The organism is Pseudonocardia sp. DR1-2 (genome assembly GCF_023717215.1).
Lineage (GTDB): Bacteria > Actinomycetota > Actinomycetes > Mycobacteriales > Pseudonocardiaceae > Pseudonocardia > Pseudonocardia alni.
Genome location: NZ_JAMQOF010000006.1, coordinates 450,197 through 472,773 on the forward strand (window position 1 = coordinate 450,197; position 22,577 = coordinate 472,773).

At 73.7% G+C, this 22,577-nt stretch carries 31 protein-coding genes and 1 tRNA gene; 14 read left to right on the forward strand and 18 right to left on the reverse strand.

Annotated features, from left to right (window positions below; genetic code table 11):
• Positions 1 to 46: 46 nt before the first annotated feature.
• The 3 genes from ND486_RS20290 to ND486_RS20300 all read right to left on the reverse strand — a co-directional run bounded on the left by ND486_RS20290 (position 47) and on the right by ND486_RS20300 (position 1,911).
• On the reverse strand, positions 47 to 490 hold the full coding sequence (locus ND486_RS20290; protein WP_251785813.1) for a hypothetical protein: 444 nt from the start codon (positions 488 to 490) through the stop codon (positions 47 to 49).
• Positions 491 to 636: 146 nt separating this feature from the next.
• On the reverse strand, positions 637 to 1,452 hold the full coding sequence (locus tag ND486_RS20295) for a Bax inhibitor-1/YccA family protein (protein ID WP_224403511.1): 816 nt from the start codon (positions 1,450 to 1,452) through the stop codon (positions 637 to 639).
• Positions 1,453 to 1,608: 156 nt separating this feature from the next.
• Positions 1,609 to 1,911 (reverse strand): hypothetical protein, encoded by a 303-nt coding sequence (locus tag ND486_RS20300; protein WP_251785815.1) that lies wholly within the window; start codon positions 1,909 to 1,911, stop codon positions 1,609 to 1,611.
• Between the two features lie 190 nt (positions 1,912 to 2,101).
• Here ND486_RS20300 and ND486_RS20305 point away from each other — a divergent pair, with 190 nt between their 5' ends.
• The gene (locus ND486_RS20305) at positions 2,102 to 2,326 is read left to right on the forward strand and encodes a hypothetical protein (protein ID WP_062400338.1); all 225 of its coding nucleotides are present in this window, start codon (positions 2,102 to 2,104) and stop codon (positions 2,324 to 2,326) included.
• Between the two features lie 26 nt (positions 2,327 to 2,352).
• Here the strand turns inward: ND486_RS20305 and ND486_RS20310 are convergent, their stop codons facing one another.
• The gene (locus tag ND486_RS20310) at positions 2,353 to 2,568 is read right to left on the reverse strand and encodes a hypothetical protein (protein ID WP_251785817.1); all 216 of its coding nucleotides are present in this window, start codon (positions 2,566 to 2,568) and stop codon (positions 2,353 to 2,355) included.
• A gap of 296 nt (positions 2,569 to 2,864) precedes the next feature.
• Here ND486_RS20310 and ND486_RS20315 point away from each other — a divergent pair, with 296 nt between their 5' ends.
• Positions 2,865 to 3,068, forward strand: coding sequence for a DUF397 domain-containing protein (locus ND486_RS20315; protein ID WP_374231467.1), 204 nt, complete (start codon positions 2,865 to 2,867; stop codon positions 3,066 to 3,068).
• A gap of 7 nt (positions 3,069 to 3,075) precedes the next feature.
• Here ND486_RS20315 and ND486_RS20320 read toward each other — a convergent pair whose 3' ends face one another.
• Positions 3,076 to 4,125 carry a nitronate monooxygenase gene (locus tag ND486_RS20320; protein WP_251785821.1) on the reverse strand — a complete coding sequence of 350 codons (1,050 nt, stop codon included), beginning with the start codon at positions 4,123 to 4,125 and terminating at the stop codon, positions 3,076 to 3,078.
• A gap of 102 nt (positions 4,126 to 4,227) precedes the next feature.
• Between ND486_RS20320 and prcB the strand changes: the two genes are divergently transcribed.
• Positions 4,228 to 5,019 carry a proteasome subunit beta gene (prcB, locus tag ND486_RS20325; protein ID WP_251785829.1) on the forward strand — a complete coding sequence of 264 codons (792 nt, stop codon included), beginning with the start codon at positions 4,228 to 4,230 and terminating at the stop codon, positions 5,017 to 5,019.
• Between the two features lie 9 nt (positions 5,020 to 5,028).
• On the opposite strand, the gene ND486_RS20330 is transcribed toward prcB, so the two are convergent.
• A complete protein-coding gene (locus tag ND486_RS20330) occupies positions 5,029 to 5,586 on the reverse strand; it encodes a GrpB family protein (protein WP_251785832.1) in 558 nt (185 codons plus the stop codon).
• Positions 5,587 to 5,615: 29 nt separating this feature from the next.
• Here ND486_RS20330 and ND486_RS20335 point away from each other — a divergent pair, with 29 nt between their 5' ends.
• The gene (locus ND486_RS20335; RefSeq protein WP_224403517.1) at positions 5,616 to 5,969 is read left to right on the forward strand and encodes a VOC family protein; all 354 of its coding nucleotides are present in this window, start codon (positions 5,616 to 5,618) and stop codon (positions 5,967 to 5,969) included.
• Positions 5,970 to 5,974: 5 nt separating this feature from the next.
• Here the strand turns inward: ND486_RS20335 and ND486_RS20340 are convergent, their stop codons facing one another.
• The gene (locus tag ND486_RS20340) at positions 5,975 to 6,181 is read right to left on the reverse strand and encodes a hypothetical protein (protein ID WP_208818810.1); all 207 of its coding nucleotides are present in this window, start codon (positions 6,179 to 6,181) and stop codon (positions 5,975 to 5,977) included.
• 85 nt (positions 6,182 to 6,266) lie between these two features.
• Between ND486_RS20340 and ND486_RS20345 the strand changes: the two genes are divergently transcribed.
• The 4 genes from ND486_RS20345 to ND486_RS20360 all read left to right on the forward strand — a co-directional run bounded on the left by ND486_RS20345 (position 6,267) and on the right by ND486_RS20360 (position 8,399).
• On the forward strand, positions 6,267 to 6,866 hold the full coding sequence (locus tag ND486_RS20345; RefSeq protein ID WP_224403519.1) for a TetR family transcriptional regulator: 600 nt from the start codon (positions 6,267 to 6,269) through the stop codon (positions 6,864 to 6,866).
• Between the two features lie 8 nt (positions 6,867 to 6,874).
• Entirely contained in the window at positions 6,875 to 7,369 is a 495-nt protein-coding gene (locus ND486_RS20350; RefSeq protein WP_251785834.1) for a hypothetical protein, read from the forward strand.
• A 182-nt stretch (positions 7,370 to 7,551) separates the two neighbouring features.
• Positions 7,552 to 8,085 (forward strand): putative immunity protein, encoded by a 534-nt coding sequence (locus ND486_RS20355; RefSeq protein WP_251785836.1) that lies wholly within the window; start codon positions 7,552 to 7,554, stop codon positions 8,083 to 8,085.
• 29 nt (positions 8,086 to 8,114) lie between these two features.
• Positions 8,115 to 8,399 (forward strand): putative quinol monooxygenase, encoded by a 285-nt coding sequence (locus ND486_RS20360; RefSeq protein WP_208818807.1) that lies wholly within the window; start codon positions 8,115 to 8,117, stop codon positions 8,397 to 8,399.
• 152 nt (positions 8,400 to 8,551) lie between these two features.
• Here the strand turns inward: ND486_RS20360 and ND486_RS20365 are convergent, their stop codons facing one another.
• Together ND486_RS20365 and ND486_RS20370 are read right to left on the reverse strand one after the other, a co-directional pair.
• Positions 8,552 to 9,106, reverse strand: a complete 555-nt coding sequence (locus ND486_RS20365; RefSeq protein WP_251785838.1) for a dihydrofolate reductase family protein — start codon at positions 9,104 to 9,106, stop codon at positions 8,552 to 8,554.
• A 5-nt stretch (positions 9,107 to 9,111) separates the two neighbouring features.
• Positions 9,112 to 9,750: a dihydrofolate reductase family protein gene (locus ND486_RS20370; protein ID WP_251785840.1), complete on the reverse strand. Its 639-nt coding sequence runs from the start codon at positions 9,748 to 9,750 to the stop codon at positions 9,112 to 9,114.
• A gap of 393 nt (positions 9,751 to 10,143) precedes the next feature.
• On the opposite strand from ND486_RS20370, the gene ND486_RS20375 reads away from it, so the two are divergent.
• Positions 10,144 to 11,487 (forward strand): GAF domain-containing SpoIIE family protein phosphatase, encoded by a 1,344-nt coding sequence (locus tag ND486_RS20375; RefSeq protein WP_251785841.1) that lies wholly within the window; start codon positions 10,144 to 10,146, stop codon positions 11,485 to 11,487.
• 234 nt (positions 11,488 to 11,721) lie between these two features.
• On the opposite strand, the gene ND486_RS20380 is transcribed toward ND486_RS20375, so the two are convergent.
• The 3 genes from ND486_RS20380 to ND486_RS20390 all read right to left on the reverse strand — a co-directional run bounded on the left by ND486_RS20380 (position 11,722) and on the right by ND486_RS20390 (position 13,541).
• Complete coding sequence (locus tag ND486_RS20380; RefSeq protein WP_251785842.1) at positions 11,722 to 12,021, reverse strand: DUF1905 domain-containing protein; 300 nt, start codon at positions 12,019 to 12,021, stop codon at positions 11,722 to 11,724.
• 200 nt (positions 12,022 to 12,221) lie between these two features.
• A complete protein-coding gene (locus ND486_RS20385; RefSeq protein WP_251785843.1) occupies positions 12,222 to 12,665 on the reverse strand; it encodes a hypothetical protein in 444 nt (147 codons plus the stop codon).
• 555 nt (positions 12,666 to 13,220) lie between these two features.
• A complete protein-coding gene (locus ND486_RS20390) occupies positions 13,221 to 13,541 on the reverse strand; it encodes a putative quinol monooxygenase (RefSeq protein WP_251785844.1) in 321 nt (106 codons plus the stop codon).
• 179 nt (positions 13,542 to 13,720) lie between these two features.
• Here ND486_RS20390 and ND486_RS20395 point away from each other — a divergent pair, with 179 nt between their 5' ends.
• Positions 13,721 to 13,882 carry a hypothetical protein gene (locus ND486_RS20395; protein ID WP_374231474.1) on the forward strand — a complete coding sequence of 54 codons (162 nt, stop codon included), beginning with the start codon at positions 13,721 to 13,723 and terminating at the stop codon, positions 13,880 to 13,882.
• Between the two features lie 130 nt (positions 13,883 to 14,012).
• Here ND486_RS20395 and ND486_RS20400 read toward each other — a convergent pair.
• Positions 14,013 to 14,085 (reverse strand) — tRNA-Leu (locus tag ND486_RS20400).
• Positions 14,086 to 14,118: 33 nt separating this feature from the next.
• Between ND486_RS20400 and ND486_RS20405 the strand changes: the two genes are divergently transcribed.
• Entirely contained in the window at positions 14,119 to 14,937 is an 819-nt protein-coding gene (locus tag ND486_RS20405) for a class I SAM-dependent methyltransferase (RefSeq protein ID WP_251785845.1), read from the forward strand.
• A gap of 104 nt (positions 14,938 to 15,041) precedes the next feature.
• Here ND486_RS20405 and ND486_RS20410 read toward each other — a convergent pair whose 3' ends face one another.
• Positions 15,042 to 15,758 carry a uracil-DNA glycosylase gene (locus ND486_RS20410; protein WP_251785846.1) on the reverse strand — a complete coding sequence of 239 codons (717 nt, stop codon included), beginning with the start codon at positions 15,756 to 15,758 and terminating at the stop codon, positions 15,042 to 15,044.
• Positions 15,755 to 16,708, reverse strand: coding sequence for a Ppx/GppA phosphatase family protein (locus tag ND486_RS20415; protein ID WP_251785847.1), 954 nt, complete (start codon positions 16,706 to 16,708; stop codon positions 15,755 to 15,757). The genes ND486_RS20410 and ND486_RS20415 overlap by 4 nt, the downstream gene beginning before the upstream one ends.
• An 86-nt stretch (positions 16,709 to 16,794) precedes the next feature.
• Here ND486_RS20415 and ND486_RS20420 point away from each other — a divergent pair, with 86 nt between their 5' ends.
• Positions 16,795 to 18,438: an acyl-CoA dehydrogenase family protein gene (locus tag ND486_RS20420; protein WP_251785849.1), complete on the forward strand. Its 1,644-nt coding sequence runs from the start codon at positions 16,795 to 16,797 to the stop codon at positions 18,436 to 18,438.
• Here ND486_RS20420 and ND486_RS20425 read toward each other — a convergent pair.
• The 3 genes from ND486_RS20425 to eno all read right to left on the reverse strand — a co-directional run bounded on the left by ND486_RS20425 (position 18,435) and on the right by eno (position 21,029).
• Entirely contained in the window at positions 18,435 to 18,959 is a 525-nt protein-coding gene (locus ND486_RS20425; protein WP_062400304.1) for a DUF501 domain-containing protein, read from the reverse strand. The two genes, ND486_RS20420 and ND486_RS20425, sit on opposite strands and share 4 nt — an antisense overlap.
• 4 nt (positions 18,960 to 18,963) lie before the next feature.
• Complete coding sequence (locus ND486_RS20430) at positions 18,964 to 19,335, reverse strand: septum formation initiator family protein (protein ID WP_251785851.1); 372 nt, start codon at positions 19,333 to 19,335, stop codon at positions 18,964 to 18,966.
• 398 nt (positions 19,336 to 19,733) lie between these two features.
• Entirely contained in the window at positions 19,734 to 21,029 is a 1,296-nt protein-coding gene (gene eno / locus ND486_RS20435; RefSeq protein ID WP_062400300.1) for a phosphopyruvate hydratase, read from the reverse strand.
• Between the two features lie 153 nt (positions 21,030 to 21,182).
• Between eno and ND486_RS20440 the strand changes: the two genes are divergently transcribed.
• Positions 21,183 to 21,593 carry a tetratricopeptide repeat protein gene (locus tag ND486_RS20440; RefSeq protein ID WP_043279643.1) on the forward strand — a complete coding sequence of 137 codons (411 nt, stop codon included), beginning with the start codon at positions 21,183 to 21,185 and terminating at the stop codon, positions 21,591 to 21,593.
• A 133-nt stretch (positions 21,594 to 21,726) separates the two neighbouring features.
• The gene (gene efeU, locus ND486_RS20445) at positions 21,727 to 22,551 is read left to right on the forward strand and encodes an iron uptake transporter permease EfeU (protein WP_251785853.1); all 825 of its coding nucleotides are present in this window, start codon (positions 21,727 to 21,729) and stop codon (positions 22,549 to 22,551) included.
• Positions 22,552 to 22,577: the final 26 nt, after the last annotated feature.

Genomic DNA, 22,577 nt, shown 5'->3' on the forward strand with positions numbered 1-22,577 from the left:
ACGGGCCGGTCCGCCTCGCGCGGGCCGGCCCGTCGGCGTCACGGGGTCAGGCGGCGTGGCCGGGCGGGTCGATGCGCACGCCGGTCGCCTCGACCTCGGCCTCGGTCCGCAGCCGGGCGAGCTCCCGGTCGGCGTCGAGCGCGCCCTGGGTCCCGCCCGCCTCGACGTGGGCGCGCAGCGGCGGGTCCTCGACGCCGACGGCCCGGCAGACGTCGAGCAGGACGTCGTCGTAGGCGGCCAGCAGCGCCAGGCGCCGGACCCGGGTGGCCGGCTGCGGCCCGCGGCGCAGCCGGTCGAGGCGGCGCAGGTCGGCGACGAGCCGTTCCAGCGGCGGCCCGATCGGACGCGGCGGAGCCGGGCGGCGGTGCCGCGCGGCGACCCAGCGCACCAGGCGGGGCAGGCGCACCAGCAGCCCCACCAGCACCGCGGGCCCGAACGCGATCCCCAGGAGGATGGCGATCCCGGTGACGACCGGGTCGTTCCCGGGCACGACACCGACGCTACGACTCCCGGTCCCACCGGGCCACCCCCGGACACGACGACGCCGCGGACACCTGGGGTGTCCGCGGCGCGCGCGACCGGAGGGGGCGATTCCGGCCGCACCCGGCCCTCACGGGCCGGGTCGTGGGTGACCGGTCAGTCCTGGCGCAGGTAGCTCAGCAGGCGCAGGATCTCGATGTAGAGCCAGACCAGCGTGGTCATCAGACCGAACGCGATGTACCAGGAGTACTTCGCCGGGACGCCGGCCTTGACCGCGTTGTCCGCGGCGTCGAAGTCGAGCAGCAGGCTGAACGCCGCCACACCGATCACGACGACCGAGAACAGGATGGCCAGCGGGCCGCCGTCACGGAGGCCGAAGCCACCCTCCATGAAGAAGCTCGCGACCAGGTTCGCCAGCATGAGGACGACGACGCCGATCAGCGCGCCCATCATCCACTTGGTGAACCGCGGGGTGACCCGGACGGCACCGGTCTTGTAGACGACCAGCATCCCGAAGAACACACCGGCGGTGCCGATGAGCGCCTGGAAGGCGATGCCCGGGTAGAGCTGGTTGATCGGCCCGGTGATGCCGCCGAGCGCGACACCCATCGCGATCGAGTAGGTCAGCGTCAGCGGGGCGCTGGGCTTCTGCTTGAAGATGACGATCAGGGAGACGACGAGCCCGACGACGAACGCGGGCAGCGCCAGGATGTAGAGCCCCGACATGGCGGTCAGGAAGCCCGCGACGAGCGCGAGTCCGCCGCTGATGGCGGTCTTCTGGACGACGTCGTCGACCGTGATCGGCCGGCCCGTGTCCTGGGTGGCCTGGGTCGGGTCGACGTAGGACGACTGGGAGCCGGCCATCGCGGCGCCCCCGCCCATCATGCCGCCACCCGAGCGGTCGAACGTGGCGTAGCCGCCCTGCTGCTGTGTGGGCAGGTTGCGGAACGCCGGGTTGCTCGTGGAGCGCACCTGGATCCTCCTCGACGGACGTGTGCGGGGCCCACCTCTGGCAGGCCCTCACACGTGTGCAACGCCGAGGGAGCGCCGGGGGTTCCCGCTGGTAAAAGAAAATTTACCGCGTCCGGGGCCTCCGGCGTCAGCCCCGTCTCCCACAACGGGCGATGATCACCGCCCCGGGTGTCTCACCTGCGGGAACGTCGACGTCGGCGGCAGCGGTTCGGCACGCACCGCCGGCATCTCGGGCGTGGTGTCGAAGCGACGGTCGTCGGCGGTGTCGGCGGTGTCGGCACGCCCGTCGGACAGCGGCGCGTCACCGCGCATCTCCGCGCGGATCAGCGCGGGCCAGCGTCCGACCGAGCCGAGCGCGGCCACCGCGGCACGGCGACCCGCGGGACTGACCAGGGCGGCGACGACGACGAGCAGCGCGACGGCGACGACCACCACGCTGCCGGAACCCGGAACGAACACGGGCGTACCTCCTCGCAGAAGCGGGCGCCCGGCCGGGGGCAGCCGGACCCACCCTCGCGTCGTACAACGATCCCGTGGCGGGTCGGTCACGGGCCGTCACCTCGCAGCGGGCGCACCCGGGCGGGCCGCACTACTGTCGGCGCCTCCGGCGACGACACCTCCGTCGCCCCAGTGAAAGGACGGTCCGGACATGTGGGCCCTGCTCTCCCGGCACCTGCGCGTATGGCTGCTCCTGGCGGTCGGTGCACCGCTGCTGGCCTGGCTCCTGGGCAAGATCGGCGACGCCGTCGAGCGCCGCCGCGGCCCCAACACCCTCAGCAAGCTGACCCGCTCGGGCCGCCGCTACCTGGAGCGGCGCACCCGGGGACCGCTGCGCCGCCACGAGCAGACCGACCCGGAGCGGCTCGCCCGCTGACGGGTCCCGCTCCGGTACCGGACGACTCAGGCCGGCAGGACCCGGCGCAGGCCCCAGCCGCGCCGGCGGGCGGGGCGCCGCGACGTCTCCTCCGCCGGTGGCGTCGGGTCCAGCTGCACGCAGCGACCGCACGGGGTCCCGGCGACGTCGATCAGCGGGGCCGGGGACACCAGGTGGCCGCACAGGGCCGCGTACCGGCCGGTCCGCATCGAGTGCGGTGCGCAGAGTTCCGCGTCGGTCACCTTGTGTGCACGACCGTCGAGAACGGACGTCACCGTGAGGACATCGGGTCCGCCGGCCTCGTTCGTCCGTCCGGCGGTCACGACGACATCCACCCGACGGCAGATCCGTGCGTCGACCGGCGCATTCACGGGCCCCCTCAGCGTGTCGGTGGTTCCATCGTCACGGATGACACGTGCGGATGCAAGATCGCTTGCACAGTCTTTCGACACTCTCCGCAGTCAAACGGACGCAGCGGACACATCCGGAGGTCCCCATGTCCCACCCGAACGGCACGCGCGCAGCGGATCTCGGCCCCGTGACGTGGCGCCGCCCGGCCGGCGGGACCGCCGACAAGCAGAACGTGGAGTTCGCCGTCCTGGACGACGGCCAGGTCGCGGTCCGCAACGCCCGCGACCCCGAGGGCCCGGTGCTCGTCTACACCCCGGCCGAGATCTCCGCGTTCGTCGACGGCGCCAAGAAGGGCGAGTTCGACGACATGGTCGACCCCTTCCGCGACTGAGCCGGGCTCACGGCAGCAGCGGGTCCGCCTCGCGCCACAGCCGGGCGACGACCTCGGCCGCCGGGTCGGTCGTCGCACGTCCGGCGGCCTGCCCGGCCCAGTGGTTGACCCGGTCGACCGCGCCCGGCTCGCCCGCGCGGTAGCGGGCCACCAGGCGTCGCTGATGGGGATAGGGCGCCGGGGCCGGGGCGCCCGGCACGGTCCAGGCGCGGACGTAGTCGGTGGCGATGCCGCGGGCCAGCCGGCCGGTGTAGGCACGGGTGGTCGTCGTGCCGGTGGGGTCGAGGCCGTCGAGCCGGGCGGACCAGCCGTCGTCGATCCCGGCCTCGGGGCTGCGCAGCAGCGCCGTCCCCACCTGCACCGCGCTCGCGCCGAGGGTGAGCGCGGCGGCCAGGGCCCGGCCGTCGCCGATCGCGCCGGCGGCGACCACCGGGACACCGACGGCGTCGGCCACCCACGGGACGAGCGCGAGCAGCCCGACCGAGACGGCCTCGGCGTCGGCGGGGTCGGTGGTCCCGCGGTGCCCGCCGGCCTCCATGCCCTGCACGACGACGGCGTCCGCCCCCGCCCGCTCCGCCGCGAGGGCCTCGGCGCGGGTCGTGACCGTCGCGAACCAGGCGCAGCCCGCACCGTGCACCGCGGCGACCTGCTCGGCCGTGAACAGGCCCATGATCGTCGAGACGACCGCGGGCCGGGCGGCCAGGACGGCGGCGAGCTGGTCGGGGAACGACGGTCCGGGGCCGCCGGCCGGTGCGGGTGTGCCGCCCAGGGTGTCGAGGTAGGCGGTCTGCAGGCCCACGTCGTCGTCGGCGGGCGGGTCGGGGATCCACAGGTTGAGCTGGAACGGCGCGGTCCCGGCGAGCGCGCGGAAGCGGGCGGCCCAGTCGGCGATCGCCTCCGGGGTGTCGTTCACGACGCCCGCGGCACCCATGCCGCCCGCCGCGGCCACCGCGGCCGCCAGCTCCGGTGGGCAGGCCCCGGCCATCGGGGCCTCCAGGACGGGCACCCGCAGCCCGTGGCGTGTGCAGAAGGACTCGGCCCGGCTCCGTGCGCTCACCGCCCTGAGTGTGCCATTGCACCGCGGGTGGACCGGGGCGCCGCGGACGGGAAGGATCGGTCCCGTCCCCGCCCCGCAGTGCGAAGGAGCCCGCTCCCCCTCATGACCGGACCCTCGTTCCTCGAGCAGCTGCGTGCCCACGCCCCGGAGCTGCTGCCCTCGCACCTCCCGCGCGACCCCGCCCAGCGGGTCCCCGCCGACCTGGACGTCCCGCACGGCACCACGATCATCGCCCTGACCTGGGCCGACGGCGTGCTGCTCGCCGGTGACCGGCGCGCCACCTCCGGCAACCTCATCGCCCAGAAGGACCTGGTGAAGGTCGTCGGCATCGACGACACCTCCGCCGCCGGGTTCGCCGGGTCGGTCGGGCACGCGCTGCAGATGCTGAAGATGTTCGCGGCCGAGGTGGAGCAGTACGAGAAGGTCGAGGGCGCGCCGATCAGCCAGGACGGCAAGGTCCGCAGGCTGTCGAGCATCGTGCGGGAGAACCTGGGCGCGGCGATGCAGGGCTTCGTCGCGCTGCCGCTGTTCGTCGGCTACGACCCGACCGACCCCGACCCGGTCCGCATCGTCACCTACGACCCGACCGGCAGCATCAAGCGCGCCCGGTCCGGCTACGTCGGCATCGGGTCCGGCTCGCAGTTCGCCGAGGCGTCGCTGAAGAAGCGGCACGATCCGGGCGTCGACCGGGCCGGCGCGATCGCGCTCGCGGTCAACGCGCTGTGGGACGCCGCCGACGACGACACCGCCACCGCGGGCCCCGACCTCACCCGGGCGATCTTCCCGAACCTGATCACGGTGACCGCCGACGGCGTCGAGGAGATCGGTGTCGACGAGGTCCGGGCGGCGACCGAGCGGATGCTCGCCGAGCGGGCGGAGCGTCCCGGCGGCTGATCCGGCGGGTCAGGGCCGGGGCGGGCCGCCGGCCCGGCCGATGATCTCCTCGACGACCGGACCCTTGGCGTCGGCGTAGAGGTTCATGTCGGCCCACTCCCGTCCGGCGAGGCCGCGCTTGTGCGCCTCGTAGCGCGCGCGCTCGTCGTCGTGGGCGCGGAGCCGGTCGCGGAACACCAGGTAGCGGGTGATCTCCGGGCTGCCCTGTGCGTAGCAGTGCAGGTTCACCGGCAGGTCCCCGACGGCGCCGCGCAGGCAGCGGTGCCCGGGCTCGCGGACCCGCAGGTCGTAGCCGTCGGCGAGCAGGTCGGACAGGTAGGCCGCCTCGTCGTCGGGATCGTCGAGCGCCACGACGACGTCGATCACCGGCTTCGCCGCGAGCCCCGGCACCGCGGTGGATCCGATGTGCTCGATCCGGTGGGCCCGCTCCCCCAGCGCCGCACGCAGCCGGGCCGCCGCCGCGTCGAAGGCGGCGGGCCAGGCCGGGTCGGGCTCGGCGAGCTCGACGACGACCGGACGCATCCCGTGCACGAGTGCCCGGTTCAGCTCGTCGTGGCGTCTGGTCACGGCGGCGAGCATGCGGGCAGACTGCCTCGGTGTCCACGCTGCGCTCGGTCGCCCCGGTCTTCGCCACCACCGATCTCGACCGGTGGCTGGACCACTACCGGGCGCTCGGGTTCACCGTCGAGCGCTACGACGACGGTTACGGCTTCGCCGTCCTCGGCGGCGTCGAGCTGCACGTCTCGGTGCTGCCCGACCACGACCCGGCCCGCACCGCGGGTTGCGCCTACCTGCACGTCGACGACGCGGACGCGCTCCACACCCGCTGGTCCGCCGTGCCCGGCGGCCGCGAGGTGGCGCCGGTCGACACCTCCTACGGGCTGCGCGAGGGCGCGCACCACGACCCGGACAACAACCTGCTGCGCTACGGCTCGCCGCGGCAGGACTGACCGGGTCAGCCCGCCTTCTCCCGCCGGTCGGCCACCACGACCACGACCGCGGTGACCACGAGCAGAACCGCGGGGTAGGCCCACGGCAGCGGCGGCGCGTCGCCGACCACGAAGGACCACAGGCCGATCCGGCCGGTGACCAGGTACTGCAGCAGCGGGATCACGCCGAGGACCACCCCGAGGAACCCGGCGACGTTCTGTGCCGTCTTCACATACCCTCCCCAGATTGCAATGCACTCGCATTGCAACAGGGTGCGGCGTGAGTTGTCAATGCGACCGCATTGCTACGGTGGCGTCGTGCCCCGCTCCGTCGACCATGACACCCGACGCTCCGAGATCGCCGACGCCGTGCTCGCGCTCGTCGCACGGTCGGGCACCGAGGCGGTCTCGCTGCGCTCGGTCGCAGCCGAGGCCGGCATCTCGATGGGCCGCGTCCAGCACTACTTCGCCAGCAAGGACGCACTGCTGCTGCACGCCCTGGACCGGTCGCACCGGCAGATGGAGGAGCGCATCGAGGCCAGGGCCCGGGCTGTGGGCGGCGGCGACCGGACCGTCCTCGCGACGATCCTCGACGAGCTGCTCGGCGAGCACCCGCGGACCCGCGACGCGCTGCGCATCCACGCCGCCTTCGCCACCCGCGAGGTCGACGAGCGCGCGCGGGCGATCCTCACCGACGGCGACGACGAGATCCGCGCCCTCGCCGTCCGGGTCGTCGCCGACGCCGGATCGGCCGACCCCGACACCGACGCGCACGCCCTGCTCGCCCTGACCGGGGGGCTCAGCGCGGAGGTCGCGCTGCACGGCGCCCCCGTCGACCGCGCCCGGCGGACCCTGACCGCGATGCTCGACCGGCTCGCCCCCGCCACGGCGCGCGGACCGGCCGGCGACCCGGAATGATCCGGGCGGTGCGCCCCTGGTTCCCGCTCCTCGCCGGTTCGGTGTTCTACGCGTTCGCCCTGGTGTGGGCGGCCGGGGAGCTCCCCGAGGACGGGGTGCCGCTGCACTTCGACCCCACGGGCGCGCCGACCGCGTTCGGCAGCCGCGCCTGGTTCCTGACGCTCGGCACGCTGTTCGGGCTGCTCGTCGCCGGGATCGGCGCCGGGCTCTACCGCCTCGTCGCGACCGGCTCGCTGGCGCGGGTGTCGGTGCCGCACCGCGACTACTGGATGCGGCCCCAGCGGATCGGGCGGCTGCGCCGCATGCTCGCCGAGGACATGGGCCGGATCTTCGGCGCGACCCTGTTCCTGCTCACCGTGGTCCCGGTGACGGCGGTGTACGCCACCCGCACCGATCCGCCACGGCTGCCGGTCGGACCGCTCTGGGTGGTGCTGGCGCTGCTGGTCGCCGGGATCGTCGGGTACTGCCTCTACCTGGCGCGCTACCGGTACCGCCCGGCCTGAGCGCCCGTGATCACCGCGTCGGTGACGGGCCGGCGCAGGACGTGCGCAGCTTCTCCGGGGCCGTCCGGCGGGGTCGCCGAGGTGGATCTCGTGGTGGCGGCCGGTCATGCGCAGCCCGGTTCCACCGTCGTCGGCCCGAGCCCGTCCTGGCGGAGGTGCGCACGGTACGGGAAGGTGCGGCGATGGCACGGATCGGACCGGGGGACGTCACCCTCACCATGGCCGACCTGCGGGTCGTGACCCGGTTCGCCGCGGAGTGCGCCGCCGAGGCCCTCCCCCTGTTCGACGTGCCCGGCGACGGCCGCCCCCGCGCGGCGCTCGCCGCGGCGTGGGCCTTCGCCGACGGCGCCGAGCGGTCGCGGCTGCAGCGGGTGACCGCCGTCGACGCGGCGCGGGCGGCGAAGGACGCCCACACCCCGGCCGGCAGGCACGCCGCGCTGGCCGCCGCCGACGCCGCCGCGTCCGCCTACCTGCACCCGCTGGCGAAGGCCGCCCAGGTCGGGCACATCCTGCGCGCGGCCGCCCACGCCGCGCACGCCGTCGAGCTGGCCGACGGCGACGCGCCCCGCAGCGGCGACGCGCAGCTCGACCGTGCCCGGCGGCGCGCGACACCGGAGCTGGTCGACGTCCTGTGCCGCTACCCGCGCGCCGCGGCCGGGCGCAGCCGCGTCGCCGCGCTGACCACCGCACTGGACGACGCGCTGCGAGACCGATGAGTCCGGGGCCGAGCTGCGGTCTCTCCTGCATGCTGATCGTCGCGGGCCACCTGCTCACCGACCCTGCCGACCGGGACGCCCTCGTCGCCGAGGGGACGCGGGCGGTCGCGCTCGCGCGCTCGGCGCCGGGCTGTCTGGACTTCGCCCTGACCGCGGACACCCTGGACCCGGCGCGGGTGAACGTCTTCGAGCGCTGGGCGTCGGAGGAGGAGCTGCTCGCGTTCCGCGGCTCCGGGCCGGACGGGGACACCGCGGCCCGGATCCTGGGCGCGGACGTGCGGCGCTATGCCATCTCCTCGGTCGGCGACGCCTGACGCCCACGCGCCGCGGGCGCCCCGGCGGGTGCGTCCTTCGGCGAACGCCTCCGGCCGTCCGCCGGGCACGAGGTGCCCGGCGCCGTCGACGGTCCCGATGTGCGGTCCGGGGCGACGGCGGCGCAGGTCGGCGTACCACGCGCTGCTCCGGGTCAGCGGACCCGCTGGTAACGCAGGTGCACGGTCCCGCCGTCGAACACGCGCTGCTCCACCAGCCGCAGCCGCAGGTCCGCGCCGAGCGGCAGGTACCGCTTCCCGCCGCCGAGGACGACCGGCACCACCCGCGGGCGGAACTCGTCGATCAGGTCCACCAGCGACGCGGCCAGCCCGGGCCCGCCCACGGCCAGCTCGCCGTCGGTCTCCTCCTTCAGCCGGGCCACCTCCTCCAGGGCGTCGGCGCGGCGGACGAGACGGCACCCGGGCGCGACGGAGGTCAGCGAGTCGGAGAACACCACCCGGGGGATCGCGGTGTAGAGCTGCGCGAACTCCGCCTCCACCGGGTGGCCGTCGGCCCGCTCGGGGGCGGTCCAGAAGTCCTCCATGACGTCGTAGAGGTTGCGGCCGAACAGGAACACCGACGTCGCCCGGGTCTGGTCGTTGGACAGGCGGTGCACCTCCTCGTCGGGGTCGCCGAAGGCGATGCTGCCGGCGGGGTCCTCGACGAAGCCGTCGAGGGACATGCTCATGGAGTAGCTGAGGAAACCCACGGGCGTCAGACCTTCCGGTTCCAGAACTGGTGGATGCGCCCACTCGGCGAGGCGACCGACTCGACCGTGAACCGGTCCTCGACGCCGGTCAGTCCCTCCCACGGGGACACCCCACGCCCCAGCACGATCGGCAGGATCACCACGTGCATGACGTCGACGAGGTCGGCGTCGAGGAACTGCCGGATCGTCGAGGGTCCCCCACCGAGTCGCACGTCGAGGTCGCCCGCGGCCTCCTGCGCGACCGTCAGCACCTCCTGCGCCGACCCGTCGACGAAGTGGAAGCTCGTCCCGTTCGCGAACTCGATCGGCGGCCGCGGGTGGTGGGTCATGACGAACACCGGGGTGTGGAACGGGGGCTCGTCGTCCCACCAGCCCTGCCAGCCGTCGTCGGTCCAGGGGCCGGTCTGCGGGCCGAACTTGCGCCGCCCCATGATCTCGGCCCCGACGCCCTGGGCCCACGTGCTGGTCAGGGCGCGGTCCAGGGTGACCGGGGCGTCCACCCCGCCGATCCCGTGGATGAACCGCCCGTCGAACCCGGCGAAGAGCCGTCCGGCGTCGCCGATCGGGGCGTCGAGGGCCACGTGGTCGCCGGCGGCGTAGCCGTCGAGCGAGATGAACAGGTTGTGCACCCGGGTGCGGGGCATGGGGCCTCCTCGGAGAACACGCGGACCGCGTCACGACGGTGGACCGCAGGGGGCGGCGGAACTCATCGGTCGACGCGGGGTCCGGCTGCCGGCCGGCGTCGTCCGGGGCCGGTTCGTCGTCGAGGCGGGGCGCGGTCCGGCACGGGCCGACGCCCGCAAGGGAGCGCATCGTGGACACCGTCGTGGCCGGACCGGCCGAGCAGCACCGCGTCCTCGACGAGCTGCTCACCCCGTCGACGCCGGACCGGTCGTCGCGGCTGGAGCGGGAGACCGTGCGCGTGACGGACCCGGCCGCCCTACGCTGTGCCATCGGAGGGCCCCGCACCGATCTCGCGGGCGGGGGTCGGTCCGCCGGGTCGTGGACCGGCCGATCACGTGGGCCAGGAGGCGGTTGTGGGCGAGGCGGTCGTCGGCGGGCTGACCCAGGCGGGCGGGTACCCGGACGCCGAGCGGGCCGTGTGCGACCGGGCGCGGCTGCTGGCGCTGGCCAGGACCGGGCTCGGTCCGGCGGCCGACCCCGAGATGGACCGCATCGCGGACTGGGTGCGCCGCGCGCTCGGTGTGCCGACGGCGCTGGTGTCGCTGGTGCAGGTCGACCGACAGGTCTTCCCGGGGATGGTCGGCCTGCCGGAGCCTGCTGCCGCCGAGCGGGCGACGCCGCTGACGCATTCGTTCTGCCAGCACGTCGTCGCGTCGGCGCAGCCGTTGGTGATCCGCGACGCCCGCGCGCATCCGCTCGTGTGGGACAGCCTCGCGATCCCGGATCTCGGCGTCGTCGCCTATGCGGGTGTCCCCCTGACCGACGAGCGGGGCAGGGTCCTCGGCTCGCTGTGCGCGATCGACGGGCGACCGCGCGACTGGTCCGACGACGACCTCGCCACGCTGCACGACATCGCCCGCTCCTGTTCGGCCGAGCTCCGGCTGCGGCTGGCCCGGTACGACGCCGGTATCGAGGCCGGGCGCCGCGACCTGGTCGAGCAGTGGCAGCAACAGGTCGTCCGCGAGCTGCAGGCGGCCATGCTGACCGTCCTGCCCGCCATCGACGGGTTGTCGATGGCCGCCCGCTACCGGCCCGCGGACTCGCGCCTGAACGTGGGGGGCGACTGGTACGACGCGATCGCGCTTCGCGGTGCCCGCGACCGGGACGGTCAGGCGGTGGCCGTCTCGGTCGGTGATGTGATCGGGCACGACCTCCCGGCGGTCACGCTCATGGGGCAGGTCCGGTGGATGCTGCGCCAAGCGGCGTGGGACCACTCGGCGGGGCCTCCGACGGCGGTCTTCGGCGCCTTCGAAGCCGCCAACCGGGGGATCGGCCCGGGCGCCGCGGGCACCGCGGTGGTGGCCCACATGCACCGCCCGCCGGGCGCCCCGTGGGTGGTGCGCTGGACCAACGCGGGGCACCCCGCTCCCCTCCTGCTGCGGCCCGACGGCCGGACCGAGCTCCTGGCCGAACACGACGCCCTGTTCGGTTTCGCGATCACCGACGGGCTCACGCGCACCGACCACGAGCTGGTCGTGGAACCGGGATCGACGCTGTTCCTCTACAGCGACGGACTGGTCGAGCGACCCGGTTCCGACATCGACGAGACGACCCGGTCTCTGGTCGCGCTCCTCGACGGTGTCCGCGACGACGGACCGGAGGCCGTCGTCACCGCGGCGATGGAGTCGCTGCCCGAGAACACCCACGACGACGTCGTCGCCTTCGCCGTGCACTTCCACGCCGATCCGTCCGGATGAGGGTGGAGCCCGTGACCCTGCCGGGCGCTCGGTAGCCGATCGCGACGAACACGCCGAGGACGACGCCGAGAACGAGGTCTCGGACCAGCTCCACGACCACGGTCGCGCCCACCGAGCGGCAGGGCCCGGCGCCGGCCGGGAGGAGGCCCGTCGGCCGGGACCCGGGTACGGCGTGGGAGACGCTGCCGAGCACGAACGCCGCGACCACCGCACCGAGCGTGGCGAGGACGGAGGTCAGTGACAGCCCAGGCGCTCGTCGAGATGGACGGTGACGGTGTCCCCGGTCTGCTTGCCGATCGTCGTCCGCACCGCAGCGGTCACGGGCAGCTTGTGCGTCCCGTCGCCGAGCGCCATGAAGGAACTCCGGAACGGGTGGCCGTCGATCGTGCCCCGGACCTTGACCGGTCCGCGGGTGCCGAAGAACTCGGCCGACCAGTCGGTGCGCAGGTAGACCCACCCGCCCGGTGCGTCGCTCTTCTCGAGCGTGGCGGTGAACGTGTGGTCGAGGGCGTGGGGGGCGACGGGATCGCTCATCGGGTTCTCCTTGTCGGACGGCTGTCCACGGGTCGGCCGACCTGGACAACGAGGGAGACCGGCACGGGGCCGGGGAATCATCGACGGCGAAGCCGTGGCGACACCGCAGGCACCACCCCTGCGGCCGGCGCCGCGGACAGTCGGTCCGTCGGGGCCGACCGGCTCGCTGTCCCGCCTCGAGGGTCACGAGCGGGAATGCACTACCCCTCCGGGAATCGCTGACACGCCTCGGTGACGGACTGATTCGTCCCGGTGTTCAGATTGACGTCCGGAACGTACCCGGTCTCCGTGCGGTACCAGAGCGTGCTTCCGACGTTCTGTGAGTTCACGACGTACTCGCCCTGCACGCTGCAGAAGAGGTTGATCGATACACCGGAGTTGACCTGTCCTACGGTCGGCGCGGTCGACAACGGATCCGAATAGATGAGAGCACCGTGTCCGGCAGGGACGAGAACGGTCGCGACGAACGGAGCGGGCGCGGCCGACACGCTCGGCTCCGGAGGAGGCACGGGATCGCTCGGCCGAGGTTGTGCTCGGGGAATCTTCGAACCGATGTCGGCCAGACCGAGGACGAGCGCCAGGAGTAGAAGAACCGAGCCGACGGCGAAACAGGCCACTCGCGGAGCGCGCCCCACCGTCGGCATGACGGAACCCGAGAACGTGAAACCACCACCTATCAACCCGACCAGCAGGAGAACGACACCCGCTCCCCCCGTGCGGCACGAAGCGACCCCGGTTCAGGGCGACGATGGTGTCACCTTCCTCAACGAGGCTGTCGATGATGACCTCAGCGCTACCGGTGCCCAAGTCCTCCAGACCTATCAGCCCATGTGATCCGGCCCGACGATCGTGGAGTCACGCCACCCTAAAACTCGTTGTCGAGGGATCGGTTCTACAGAGAGCTGCCAAACCAGCCCTGACCTGCAGCTTAAGCACGGACCACCCGCCCGCGTACGCGTATCGTCCGTGAGCGGCACCGACGGGGGCTTCTCCCCCACATGCCCGGCCTGCTGGTGATCTCCTCGCGGCGCGGGTTCACCCCTGCCAGGCCGGGGAGTGGGGTGCAGGGCACGGGGTCCCGCCTTGCACCCCACTCCCCGGCCTGGTTGCCGTCTCGGCGCGCCGTGAGGAGATCACCGGCCCCTGCCGCACTTCCCTGATCTCCGAGCGGTGTCGGGTCCGGGCGGAGCCCATTGGTTCTAGAACGGCGACCCAGACGATGAGATCAGGTGCAGTTGCACCTCGTCGCGAATGATGGGGGGCACGTCGGCCGGCACAGGCGCCATCGCTCGCCATTCCTGCAGTCGCTCGTCTGACTCCCACAGCTCGAAGAGGTAGACCCGGGCGGCATCGACGGGGTCAGGCGTGACGGCGATGTCCAGGCATCCCGGGAAGGCCCGGGCCGCACGAATGAGGTCCTTATGAGCATCGACGAACGCTCGCTGTTGACGTGGGTCGACGTAGACCGCTCCGGCGATCACGAGCGTTCCGCTGTGGTCCGGCTTGTGTGCTGGGGTCATGTGAGGGTCGACCGCTCGGATCGTGCGGAGTCATCGGTCGATCGGCCCCCGGGGTCAGTCGCTGCCCCGCGAGGTGGGGGCCGCGTAGCCGGACCACGGCGCCGCGAACGGGCCGGGGGTGTAGTGAGCGAGCGACGGGGGCCGGCGTGGCCGGCCCCCACGCCGCCGGAGGCGGCGCCTTGACGTGGCTCAACGCAGGTGTGCCGTCGACCCAGGTCGCCGAGTGGGCCGGACACAGCGTCGGGGTCCTGCATCAGATGTACGCGAAGTGCATCGTCGGCCAGGAGGACGCGGCACGGGAGCGGATCGCAGCGGCGCTCGGGGACGACTCCGGTGCCTGAGTTCTCAGCGCCTATTCAGCGCAGGCACCCGGTGAACCCCGATCAGCACCAGTGCCCGCCGGACAACATCATCGTGGTCGTGGCGGGTGTAACGGCTGCTCAGAGGCGTAGTCTCGAAGTGGACTCGGGGTGCCCCCGGTCGGACTCGAACCGACACTGGGACCCTTTTAAGGGGCCTGCCTCTGCCGTTGGGCTACGGGGGCGCCGCGACAGCGTAGCCAGGGCGGGAAGGACTCATGCCGAGCACCGAGAAGGTCGACCTCCGGGGCGCCGCGGCGACCCTGCTGATGACCCTCTACATGCGACGCCTGGACGCCCGGTCCCGCCGCCCGATCCTGGGCGACCCGTGGGCGGAGCCCGTCTGGGACCGCATCGACCACGACGTCCACGGCCTCTGGCAGTTCACCGGCGACGTCTCGACCATCGTGTGCCGCGCCGCGATCCTCGACGGCTGGACACGGGAGTTCCTCTCCGCCGAGCCCGCCGGGCAGGTCCTGCACCTGGGCTGCGGGCTGGACAGCAGGCCGTTGCGGGTCGGGGTGCCCTCGACGTGCCGCTGGGTCGACGTCGACCAGCCCGAGGTGATGGAGGTCCGACGCCGGCTCTACGACCTCCCCGACAGCATCGAGCAGGTCTCCGGCTCCGTCACCGACGACGACTGGTGGCCCGCCGTCGACCCGACGCTGCCGACGCTCGTCGTCGCCGAGGGGCTGTTCATGTACGTCCCGGCCGAGGCCGTGCACGCCACCGTCGACCGGGTCGTGTCCGGAACCCCCGCGGCGACGCTGGCGTTCGACGCCGTCGCCCCGTGGACGGTGCGTGCCTCGCGGTGGACGCCGACGTTCCGCGCCGTCGGTACCGAGTTCCGGTGGTCGTGGAGTCCCGCGGAGTTCGCGCACCGGCACCCGTCGCTGACCGAGCGCGACGACATCTCGATCTACGACGAGGTGTCCCTGCGTGAGCCGCGGGTGTGGCTGCGCCCGCTGTTGTCGGCGGCCGGACACCTCCCCGCCATGCAGGACGCGATGCGCCTGCACCGCTTCACCACCGGCTGAGCCCCGGGACCGGGACGCCCGCCGAGATGCAGCTCAGCGGGCGGCGCCCCGTACCGGAACCCCGCTGAGCTGCATCTCGGCGGCGGCAGCGGCGGCGACGACGTTCATCGTCGGATCGGCGACAATCCCGCGGCCCGCGCGGTGTCCGCCAGGACCTGCTCGACCATGGCCGGGGTCAGCCGGCCGGTGAAGGTGTTCTGCTGACTCACGTGGTAGCAGCCGAACAGCTCCAGCGGCTCCCGGTCGGGCCGGGCCGGGGCCAGCGTCACCGACGCCCCGTGCCCGAACTTCGGGGCCGGCCGCGGGACCGTCCACCCCGCCCCGGCGAGCACCGGCAGCAGCGCCTGCCACCCGAAGCCGCCGAGCACCATGACCCCGCGGACCGTCGGCGCGAGCAGGTCGAGCTCCTGCTCCAGCCAGTTCCGGCAGGCGTCGCGCTCCGCCGGGGTCGGCTTGTTCGCCGGCGGTGCGCAGTGCACGGGCGCGGTGATCCGGACCCCGTGGAGCTCCAGGCCGTCGCCGATGTGGGAGGCGGTCGGCTGCGAGGCCAGTCCGACGGCGTGCAGCGCGGCGTAGAGCACGTCGCCGCTGCGGTCGCCGGTGAACATGCGCCCGGTCCGGTTGGCGCCGTGCGCGGCGGGAGCCAGCCCGACGATCAGCATCTGCGCGTCGGGCGGGCCGAAGCCGGGCACCGGGCGTCCCCAGTAGGTCTCGTCGCGGAACGCGGCCCGCCTGTCCCGGGCCACCTGCTCGCGCCACTCGACCAGCCGCGGACAGGCCCGGCACTCGGAGATCCGCTGGTCCAGGACCGCCAGGTTCATGCGATCGATCGCGCGATCCCGTCGAGGATGTCGTGCTCGGAGACGACGACCCGGTCGATCCCGGCGCGCGCATGCAACTCGTCGGCCAGGGCCTGCACGACCAGCGCCCCGGCACCGATGACGTCGACGCGGCCCGGGTGCAGCGAACCGTGCTTCTCCCGCTCCGCCCGCGACGACCGGATCAGCAGGTCGGCGACCCGGTGCAGGTCCTCGCGGGTCAGCGTCGAGCCGTGCACCTGCTCGCGGTCGTAGGCGGGCAGCTCCTGGGCGATCCCGGACAGCGAGGTGATCGTCCCGGCCACCCCGACCCAGGTCGTCGCGGTCTCGAGCGGCACCGATGCGAACGCCTCGGCCAGCACCTCGGCGGCGACCGCACGCGCGGAGTCGATCTCGGCGTCCGACGGCGGGTCAGAGGGCAGGCAGCGCTCGGTCAGCCGCACCGACCCCATGTCGACCGACTTCGCCGCGGTCACCACGGCGACCCCGTCGCGCAGCTCCCCCACGACGACCTCGGTGGACCCGCCGCCGACGTCGGTCACCACGAACGGGCCGTCGTCGGGGTCGAGGTCGCCGACGGCGCCGACGAACGACAGGCGCGCCTCCTCGTCGCCGGAGATGATCTCCGCCTCGACGCCCAGGGTGTCGCGGACCATCGCGAAGAAGTCCTCGCGGTTCGACGCGTCCCGGGTCGCCGACGTCGCGACCATCCGGATCCGCTCGGCTCCCTTGCGGCGGGCGGCGACGGCGTAGTCCACCAGCGCGACCCGGGTCCGCTCCAGCGCCTCCGGGTCGAGCCGGCCGGTCGCGTCGACGCCCTTGCCCAGCCGCACGATCCGCATCTCGCGGTGCAGGTCGCGCAGCTCCTTCTGCCCGTCGAAGGCCTCGGTCACGTCGGCGACCAGCAGCCGGATCGAATTGGTTCCGCAGTCGATGGCGGCGACCCGCGACATCGGCACTCCCTGCTCTCGGCGACCGTCGGGCCTCACCGTAGTCGGGATCGGCCGGTGGAGCCGCCCGTCCGGGTTACCCTCCGGTAATGGCGACGACGCACACCCCGGCCCCGGTGTCCGACCTCGGCACCCACGAGGTCCTCAACCAGGTCCCGCCGCGCTCGGACGGCGACCTGCTCTCCGCGGACCCGGCCGTCGTCGAGGCGCTCGCGCGGGAGGGCGGGGACGCGGCGGCGCTGGAGTCGGTGGCCGCGGCCGTCGGGACCGCGGAGCACCGCGAGCACGCCCGCTCCGCGAACGCCTGCGAGCCGGAGCTGCGCACGCACGACCGGACGGGGCACCGCGTCGACGAGGTCACGTTCCACCCGTCCTGGCACGCGCTGATGCGCACCAGCGTCGGACACGGCCTCGCCGCCGCTCCGTGGGCGGAGGAGCCCGGGACCGGCGCGCACGTCACCCGCGCGGCGGGCTTCTACCTCACCTCGCAGGTCGAGCAGGGTCACCTGTGCCCGATCTCGATGACCTACGCGTCGGTGCCCGCGCTGCGGCACGCGCCCGAGCTCGCCGCCGCCTACGAACCCGGTCTGACCGCCCGCCGCTACGTGCCCGGCCTCGCGGTCCCGGCCGGCAAGGACGGCCTGCTCGCGGGCATGTCGATGACCGAGAAGCAGGGCGGCTCCGACGTCCGCGCCGGCACCACCGTCGCCACCCCGCAGCCCGACGGCAGCTACCGCCTGACCGGGCACAAGTGGTTCACCAGCGCCCCGATGAACGACCTGTTCCTCACCCTCGCCCAGGCCCCCGGCGGCCTGACCTGCCTGGTCCTGCCCCGGGTGCTGCCCGACGGCACCCGCAACGCGATCCGGCTGCAGCGGCTCAAGGACAAGCTCGGCAACCGGTCCAACGCGTCGTCGGAGATCGAGTACGCGGGTGCGGTCGGCTGGCGGGTCGGCGACGAGGGCCGCGGCGTCCGGACGATCATCGAGATGGTCTCGATGACCCGGCTGGACTGTGTGCTGGGCTCCGCGGCGACCGCGCGGGCCGCGGTCACCGAGGCCGCGCACCACGTCGCGCACCGGTCCGCGTTCGGGGCGCGGCTCGCCGACCAGCCCCTGATGCGGGAGGTCCTCGCCGAGCTCGCCGCCGAGACCGAGGCCGCGACCGTCCTGGCGCTGCGGCTGGCCGGCGCCGTCGACCGGGGTGAGTCGGCGCTGCTGCGCCTGGCCCTGCCGGTGTCGAAGTACCTGGTGTGCAAGCGGACCTCGACCGTCGTCGCCGAGGCGCTGGAGTGCCTGGGCGGCAACGGCTACGTCGAGGAGTCCGACCTGCCCCGGCTCTACCGGGAGGCGCCGCTGAACTCGATCTGGGAGGGCTCGGGCAACGTCACCGCGCTCGACGCGCTGCGCGCCATCGCCCGCGAGCCGCACGCCGTCGAGGCGCTGCTCGCCGAGATCGACCTCGCCGCGGGAGCCGACCCGCGGCTGGACGCGACGGTCACCGCGCTGCGCGCCGAGCTGACCGCGCCGGAGGAGCGCCGGGCCCGCCGTCTCGCGGAGCTGGCCGCGCTGGCGCTGCAGGGGTCGTTGCTGGTGCGCCACGCCCCGACGGCCGTCGCGGACGTCTTCCTCGCGACCCGGCTCGACGCCGACGGGCCGCTGCGCACCGCCGGGACCCGGCCGGGCAAGGGCAGCGTCGGGGTGCTGCTGGAGCGGGCGACGCCGGGGATCTAGAGGCAGGGCGGTCCGGACCGCCACCACTCCCCGATCTCGTCGAGGGCCTCGTCGCCGAACGGGTTCACCCCGGACCCGGCGGCGAGGGCGTGCGCGACGTGCACGTGCAGGCACTTGACCCGGTCCGGCATCCCCCCGGCCGTGACGTCGGGGTGCGTGGCGAGCGGCTCGATGGCGTCGCGCTCGGCGAGGTAGGTCTCGTGGGCGCGACGGTAGGCGGCGGCCAGCTCGTCGTCGACGGCCAGCCGCTCCTCCATCTCCCGCATCCGGCCCTCGGCCTCGAGGGTCCCGATCCGCGACGCCAGCCGGGCGCAGGTCAGGTAGTACAGCGTCGGGAACGGGGTGCCGTCGGGCAGCCGCGGCGCGGTCTGCACGACCGCCGGGTGCCCGGACGGGCAGCGGTAGGCGACCGCGAGGACCCCGCGCGGGGCGCGACCGAGCTGGTCGGCGACGGCGTCGAGGTCGGCCTGGGCGACCGGGCCCGGCTCCAGACCGGGCGGACGGGAACGAGTGCTGCTCACGCCCTCATCGTCGCGGGTCGCCCGTGACGTCGTTCCAGAGGGTGTGGAACCAGGGCACGCCGGGCTCGGCCTGGCCGTCCTCGACGACCGGCGCCGGCGGAGCCGGGAACTGCACGACGTAGGGGGTCTCCCCCGGCTGGACCATCCCGAGCCGGGACCGGGCCTGGGCCTCGACCTCGGCCGGGTCCGAGAGCCGGGCGCGGTCGGAGGACAGCCGCGCGACGTCGGCCTCCAGCGCCTGCTGCCGGTCGGAGACGTCGGCCAGCTCCTGGCGCTGGGCGACGAAGTTGTGCAGCGGCACCGCGACGGTCAGCGCGAGCGCGCAGACCACGATGGCCAGGATGGCGGCCCGCTTCGTCGACGACAGGCCCAGCATCCCGGTCGTGCGGGCGACGACCTCACCGGCGCGGGACCGGGCGCGGGTCAGACGGGGCCGGGCGCCCTGCGGTCCGGCCGGCCGCGACCGCGCACCGGAGCCGCCCGTCGACGCGGGGGCCCGCGCCGAGCGTGCGGTCGTGGTCCGCGGCTTGGCCGCGGCACGGCCACGCCCCGTGCCGGTCGTGCGCGCACGAGCGTCCCGTCCACGTCCCCGACGGTCCGCCATGCACCCTCCCGTCCGTCCCGGGTTCCCTCACCCGTCGGTGCCGCCCGTGCCCCTCCGTGGCGACCCGTCCAGCATGCCGCCCGATCGGGCACCGGTGGGGGTGCCGCGCCGGACCGTCCGCAGACGATCCGGGCGGCACCGGTGTCACCGACGGGGGAACGACCGGAGCGTCAGCTCTGGCCGGGCACCTGGTAGCGCGGGAACGCCAGCTCGCCGTTGTAGCGCGCGGCGTCACCGAGCAGCTCCTCGATGCGCAGCAGCTGGTTGTACTTCGCCACCCGCTCGGACCGCGCCGGGGCGCCGGTCTTGATCTGGCCGCAGCCGGTCGCGACGGCGAGGTCCGCGATGGTGACGTCCTCGGTCTCCCCGGAACGGTGACTCATCATGCAGCGGTACCCCGCGTTGTGCGCCATCGTCACCGCATCGAGGGTCTCGGACAGGGTGCCGATCTGGTTGACCTTCACCAGCAGCGCGTTCGCGGCGCCCCGGGCGATGCCGTCCTCGAGCCGCTCCGGGTTGGTGACGAACAGGTCGTCGCCGACGAGCTGCACCTTGTCGCCGATGGCCTCGGTGAGGCCGACCCAGCCGTCCCAGTCGTTCTCGTCCAGCGGGTCCTCGATGGACACCAGCGGGTAGGAGTCGACCAGCTCGGCCCACACCTCGGACAGCTTGTCCGCGGTGATCTTCTTGCCCTCGAAGGAGTACTTGCCGGCGTCGTGGAACTCGGTCGCCGCGACGTCGAGCGCCAGCACGACGTCGGTACCCAGGGTGTAGCCGGCCCGCTGCACGGCGGCGGCGATCAGGTCGAGCGCCCCGCGGGTGCCGCCCTTGACGTCGGGGGCGAAACCACCCTCGTCGCCGAGGCCGGTCGACAGGCCCTTGTCCTTCAGCTCCGACTTCAGCGCGTGGTAGACCTCCGCGCCCCAGCGCAGCGCCTCGCGGAAGGTCTCCGCACCGATCGGGGCGACCATGAACTCCTGCACGTCGACGGAGGTGTCGGCGTGCGCACCACCGTTGAGGATGTTCATCATCGGGACCGGCAGGACGTGCGCGTTGGAGCCGCCGACGTAGCGGAACAGCTCCAGGCCCGAGGACTCCGCCCCGGCCTTCGCGACGGCCAGCGACACGCCCAGCAGGGCGTTCGCGCCGAACTTCGACTTGTCCGGGGTGCCGTCGAGGTCGACGAGGCGCTGGTCGACCAGTCGCTGGTCCACCGCCTCGACGCCGACGAGCTCCGGCCCGATCTCGTCGAGGACGGCCGCGACGGCCTTCTCGACGCCCTTGCCGCCGTAGCGGTTCTTGTCGCCGTCCCGCAGCTCGACGGCCTCGTGTTCGCCGGTCGAGGCGCCCGACGGGACCGCGGCACGCGCCAGCGTGCCGTCGTCCAGCGCGACCTCGACCTCCACCGTGGGGTTGCCCCGGGAATCGAGGATCTCGCGTGCCCCGACCTGCTCGATGACCGCCACCGTGACTCCTGTTCTGATCGCGGGTGTCGTCCGGTGCGTCAGCGTAGTCACCGGTCGGCCCCCGGCGGGGGACGCTTGCGTCACCCTGCTCCGCACCGGCGGTCTGTCAAGACCTCGCATCCCGCCCGGATCGCACCTAACGTAAGGGTGACCATGAGCAGTCCCCGTGCGAACCACCAGGACCCGGTCGCGGCGTTCCGCCGTGCCGACCGGCTGCTCTCGCGGCACCGCCCGCTCGAGGCGCTCGACGCGCTCCGCCCGGTCCTCGACGCCCACGGTCCGGACGAACCCGGCGACGCCTCGGTGCACCTGCTCGCCGGCCGCGCCTACCTCGACTCGGCACAGCTGCGGAAGGCCGAGGCGGCGTTCGTCCGGGTCGTCGAGATGGATCCGGCCGACCACTACGCCCGCTTCGCACTCGGCAAGACGCTGCAGCGCCAGGGCAGGCTCGGCGAGGCCGAGACGCAGCTGAAGATCGCCTCGGCGATGGATCCGCGCCCGGAGTACCAGGAGGCACTGGGCGAGGTGCGGGCCCGCATCGCGCTCGCACCCGACCGTCCCTGACGTGCGAAAACGGATCTTCCGGGGCGAATGCCGCGCGACACTTCCCCGCTCGATCGGGTGAGGTTAGCCTTCCCGCCCGGCAGCACACCCTCACCTGGTGACTGCTCGTCGTGGTCACGCTGCAGGAGGTCGCATGCTGGGGAACGCGCTCATCGGGCTGCGCGAAGGGCTCGAGGCCGCACTGGTCGTGGCGATCCTGGTCGCGTTCCTGGTCCGCACCGGGCGTCGCTCCGAGCTGCCCAGGGTGTGGGCGGGCGTCGCGCTCGCCGTCGCCGTCAGCGTCGGCGTCACGCTCGGGCTGACCCTGACCCAGCAGGCACTGACCTTTGAGGCCCAGGAGGCGCTCGGCGGCTCGCTCTCGATCATCGCGGTCGGCTTCGTCACCTGGATGATCTTCTGGATGCGCTCGCACGGCCGGACCCTGTCCCGGGAGCTGGAGGGCGCCCTGGACCGGGCCGTGTCGATGGGGCCGTGGGCCGTCGTCGTGATGGCGGCACTCGCCGTCGGCCGCGAGGGCCTGGAGACCGCGATCTTCTTCTTCGCCGCCGCGCAGGCCGCGGGCGAGACGGCCGGGCCGCTGGTCGGGTTCCTGATCGGCATCGCGATCGCCGTCGCGCTGGCGTACGCGATCTACCGTGGCGCGCTGAAGATCGACCTGGGCCGGTTCTTCACCGTCACCGGCTTCCTGCTGATCTTCGTCGCCGCCGGGATCCTCGCCTACGGCGTGCACGACCTGCAGGAGGCCGGGATCCTGCCGGGGCTGACCACGTTGGCCTTCGACGTCAGCGACGTGATCCCCGCCGACTCCTGGTACGGCACGCTCCTCAAGGGGATCTTCAACTTCTCACCGCAGACGACCGTGCTCGAGGCCGTCGTCTGGTCGCTCTACGTCGTGGTGGTCCTGGCGCTGTTCCTGCGCCCCGCCCGCCGGCGCGCCCACGCCACCACCGACGCCTGAACCCCGCACCGTCCACGGTGTCGACC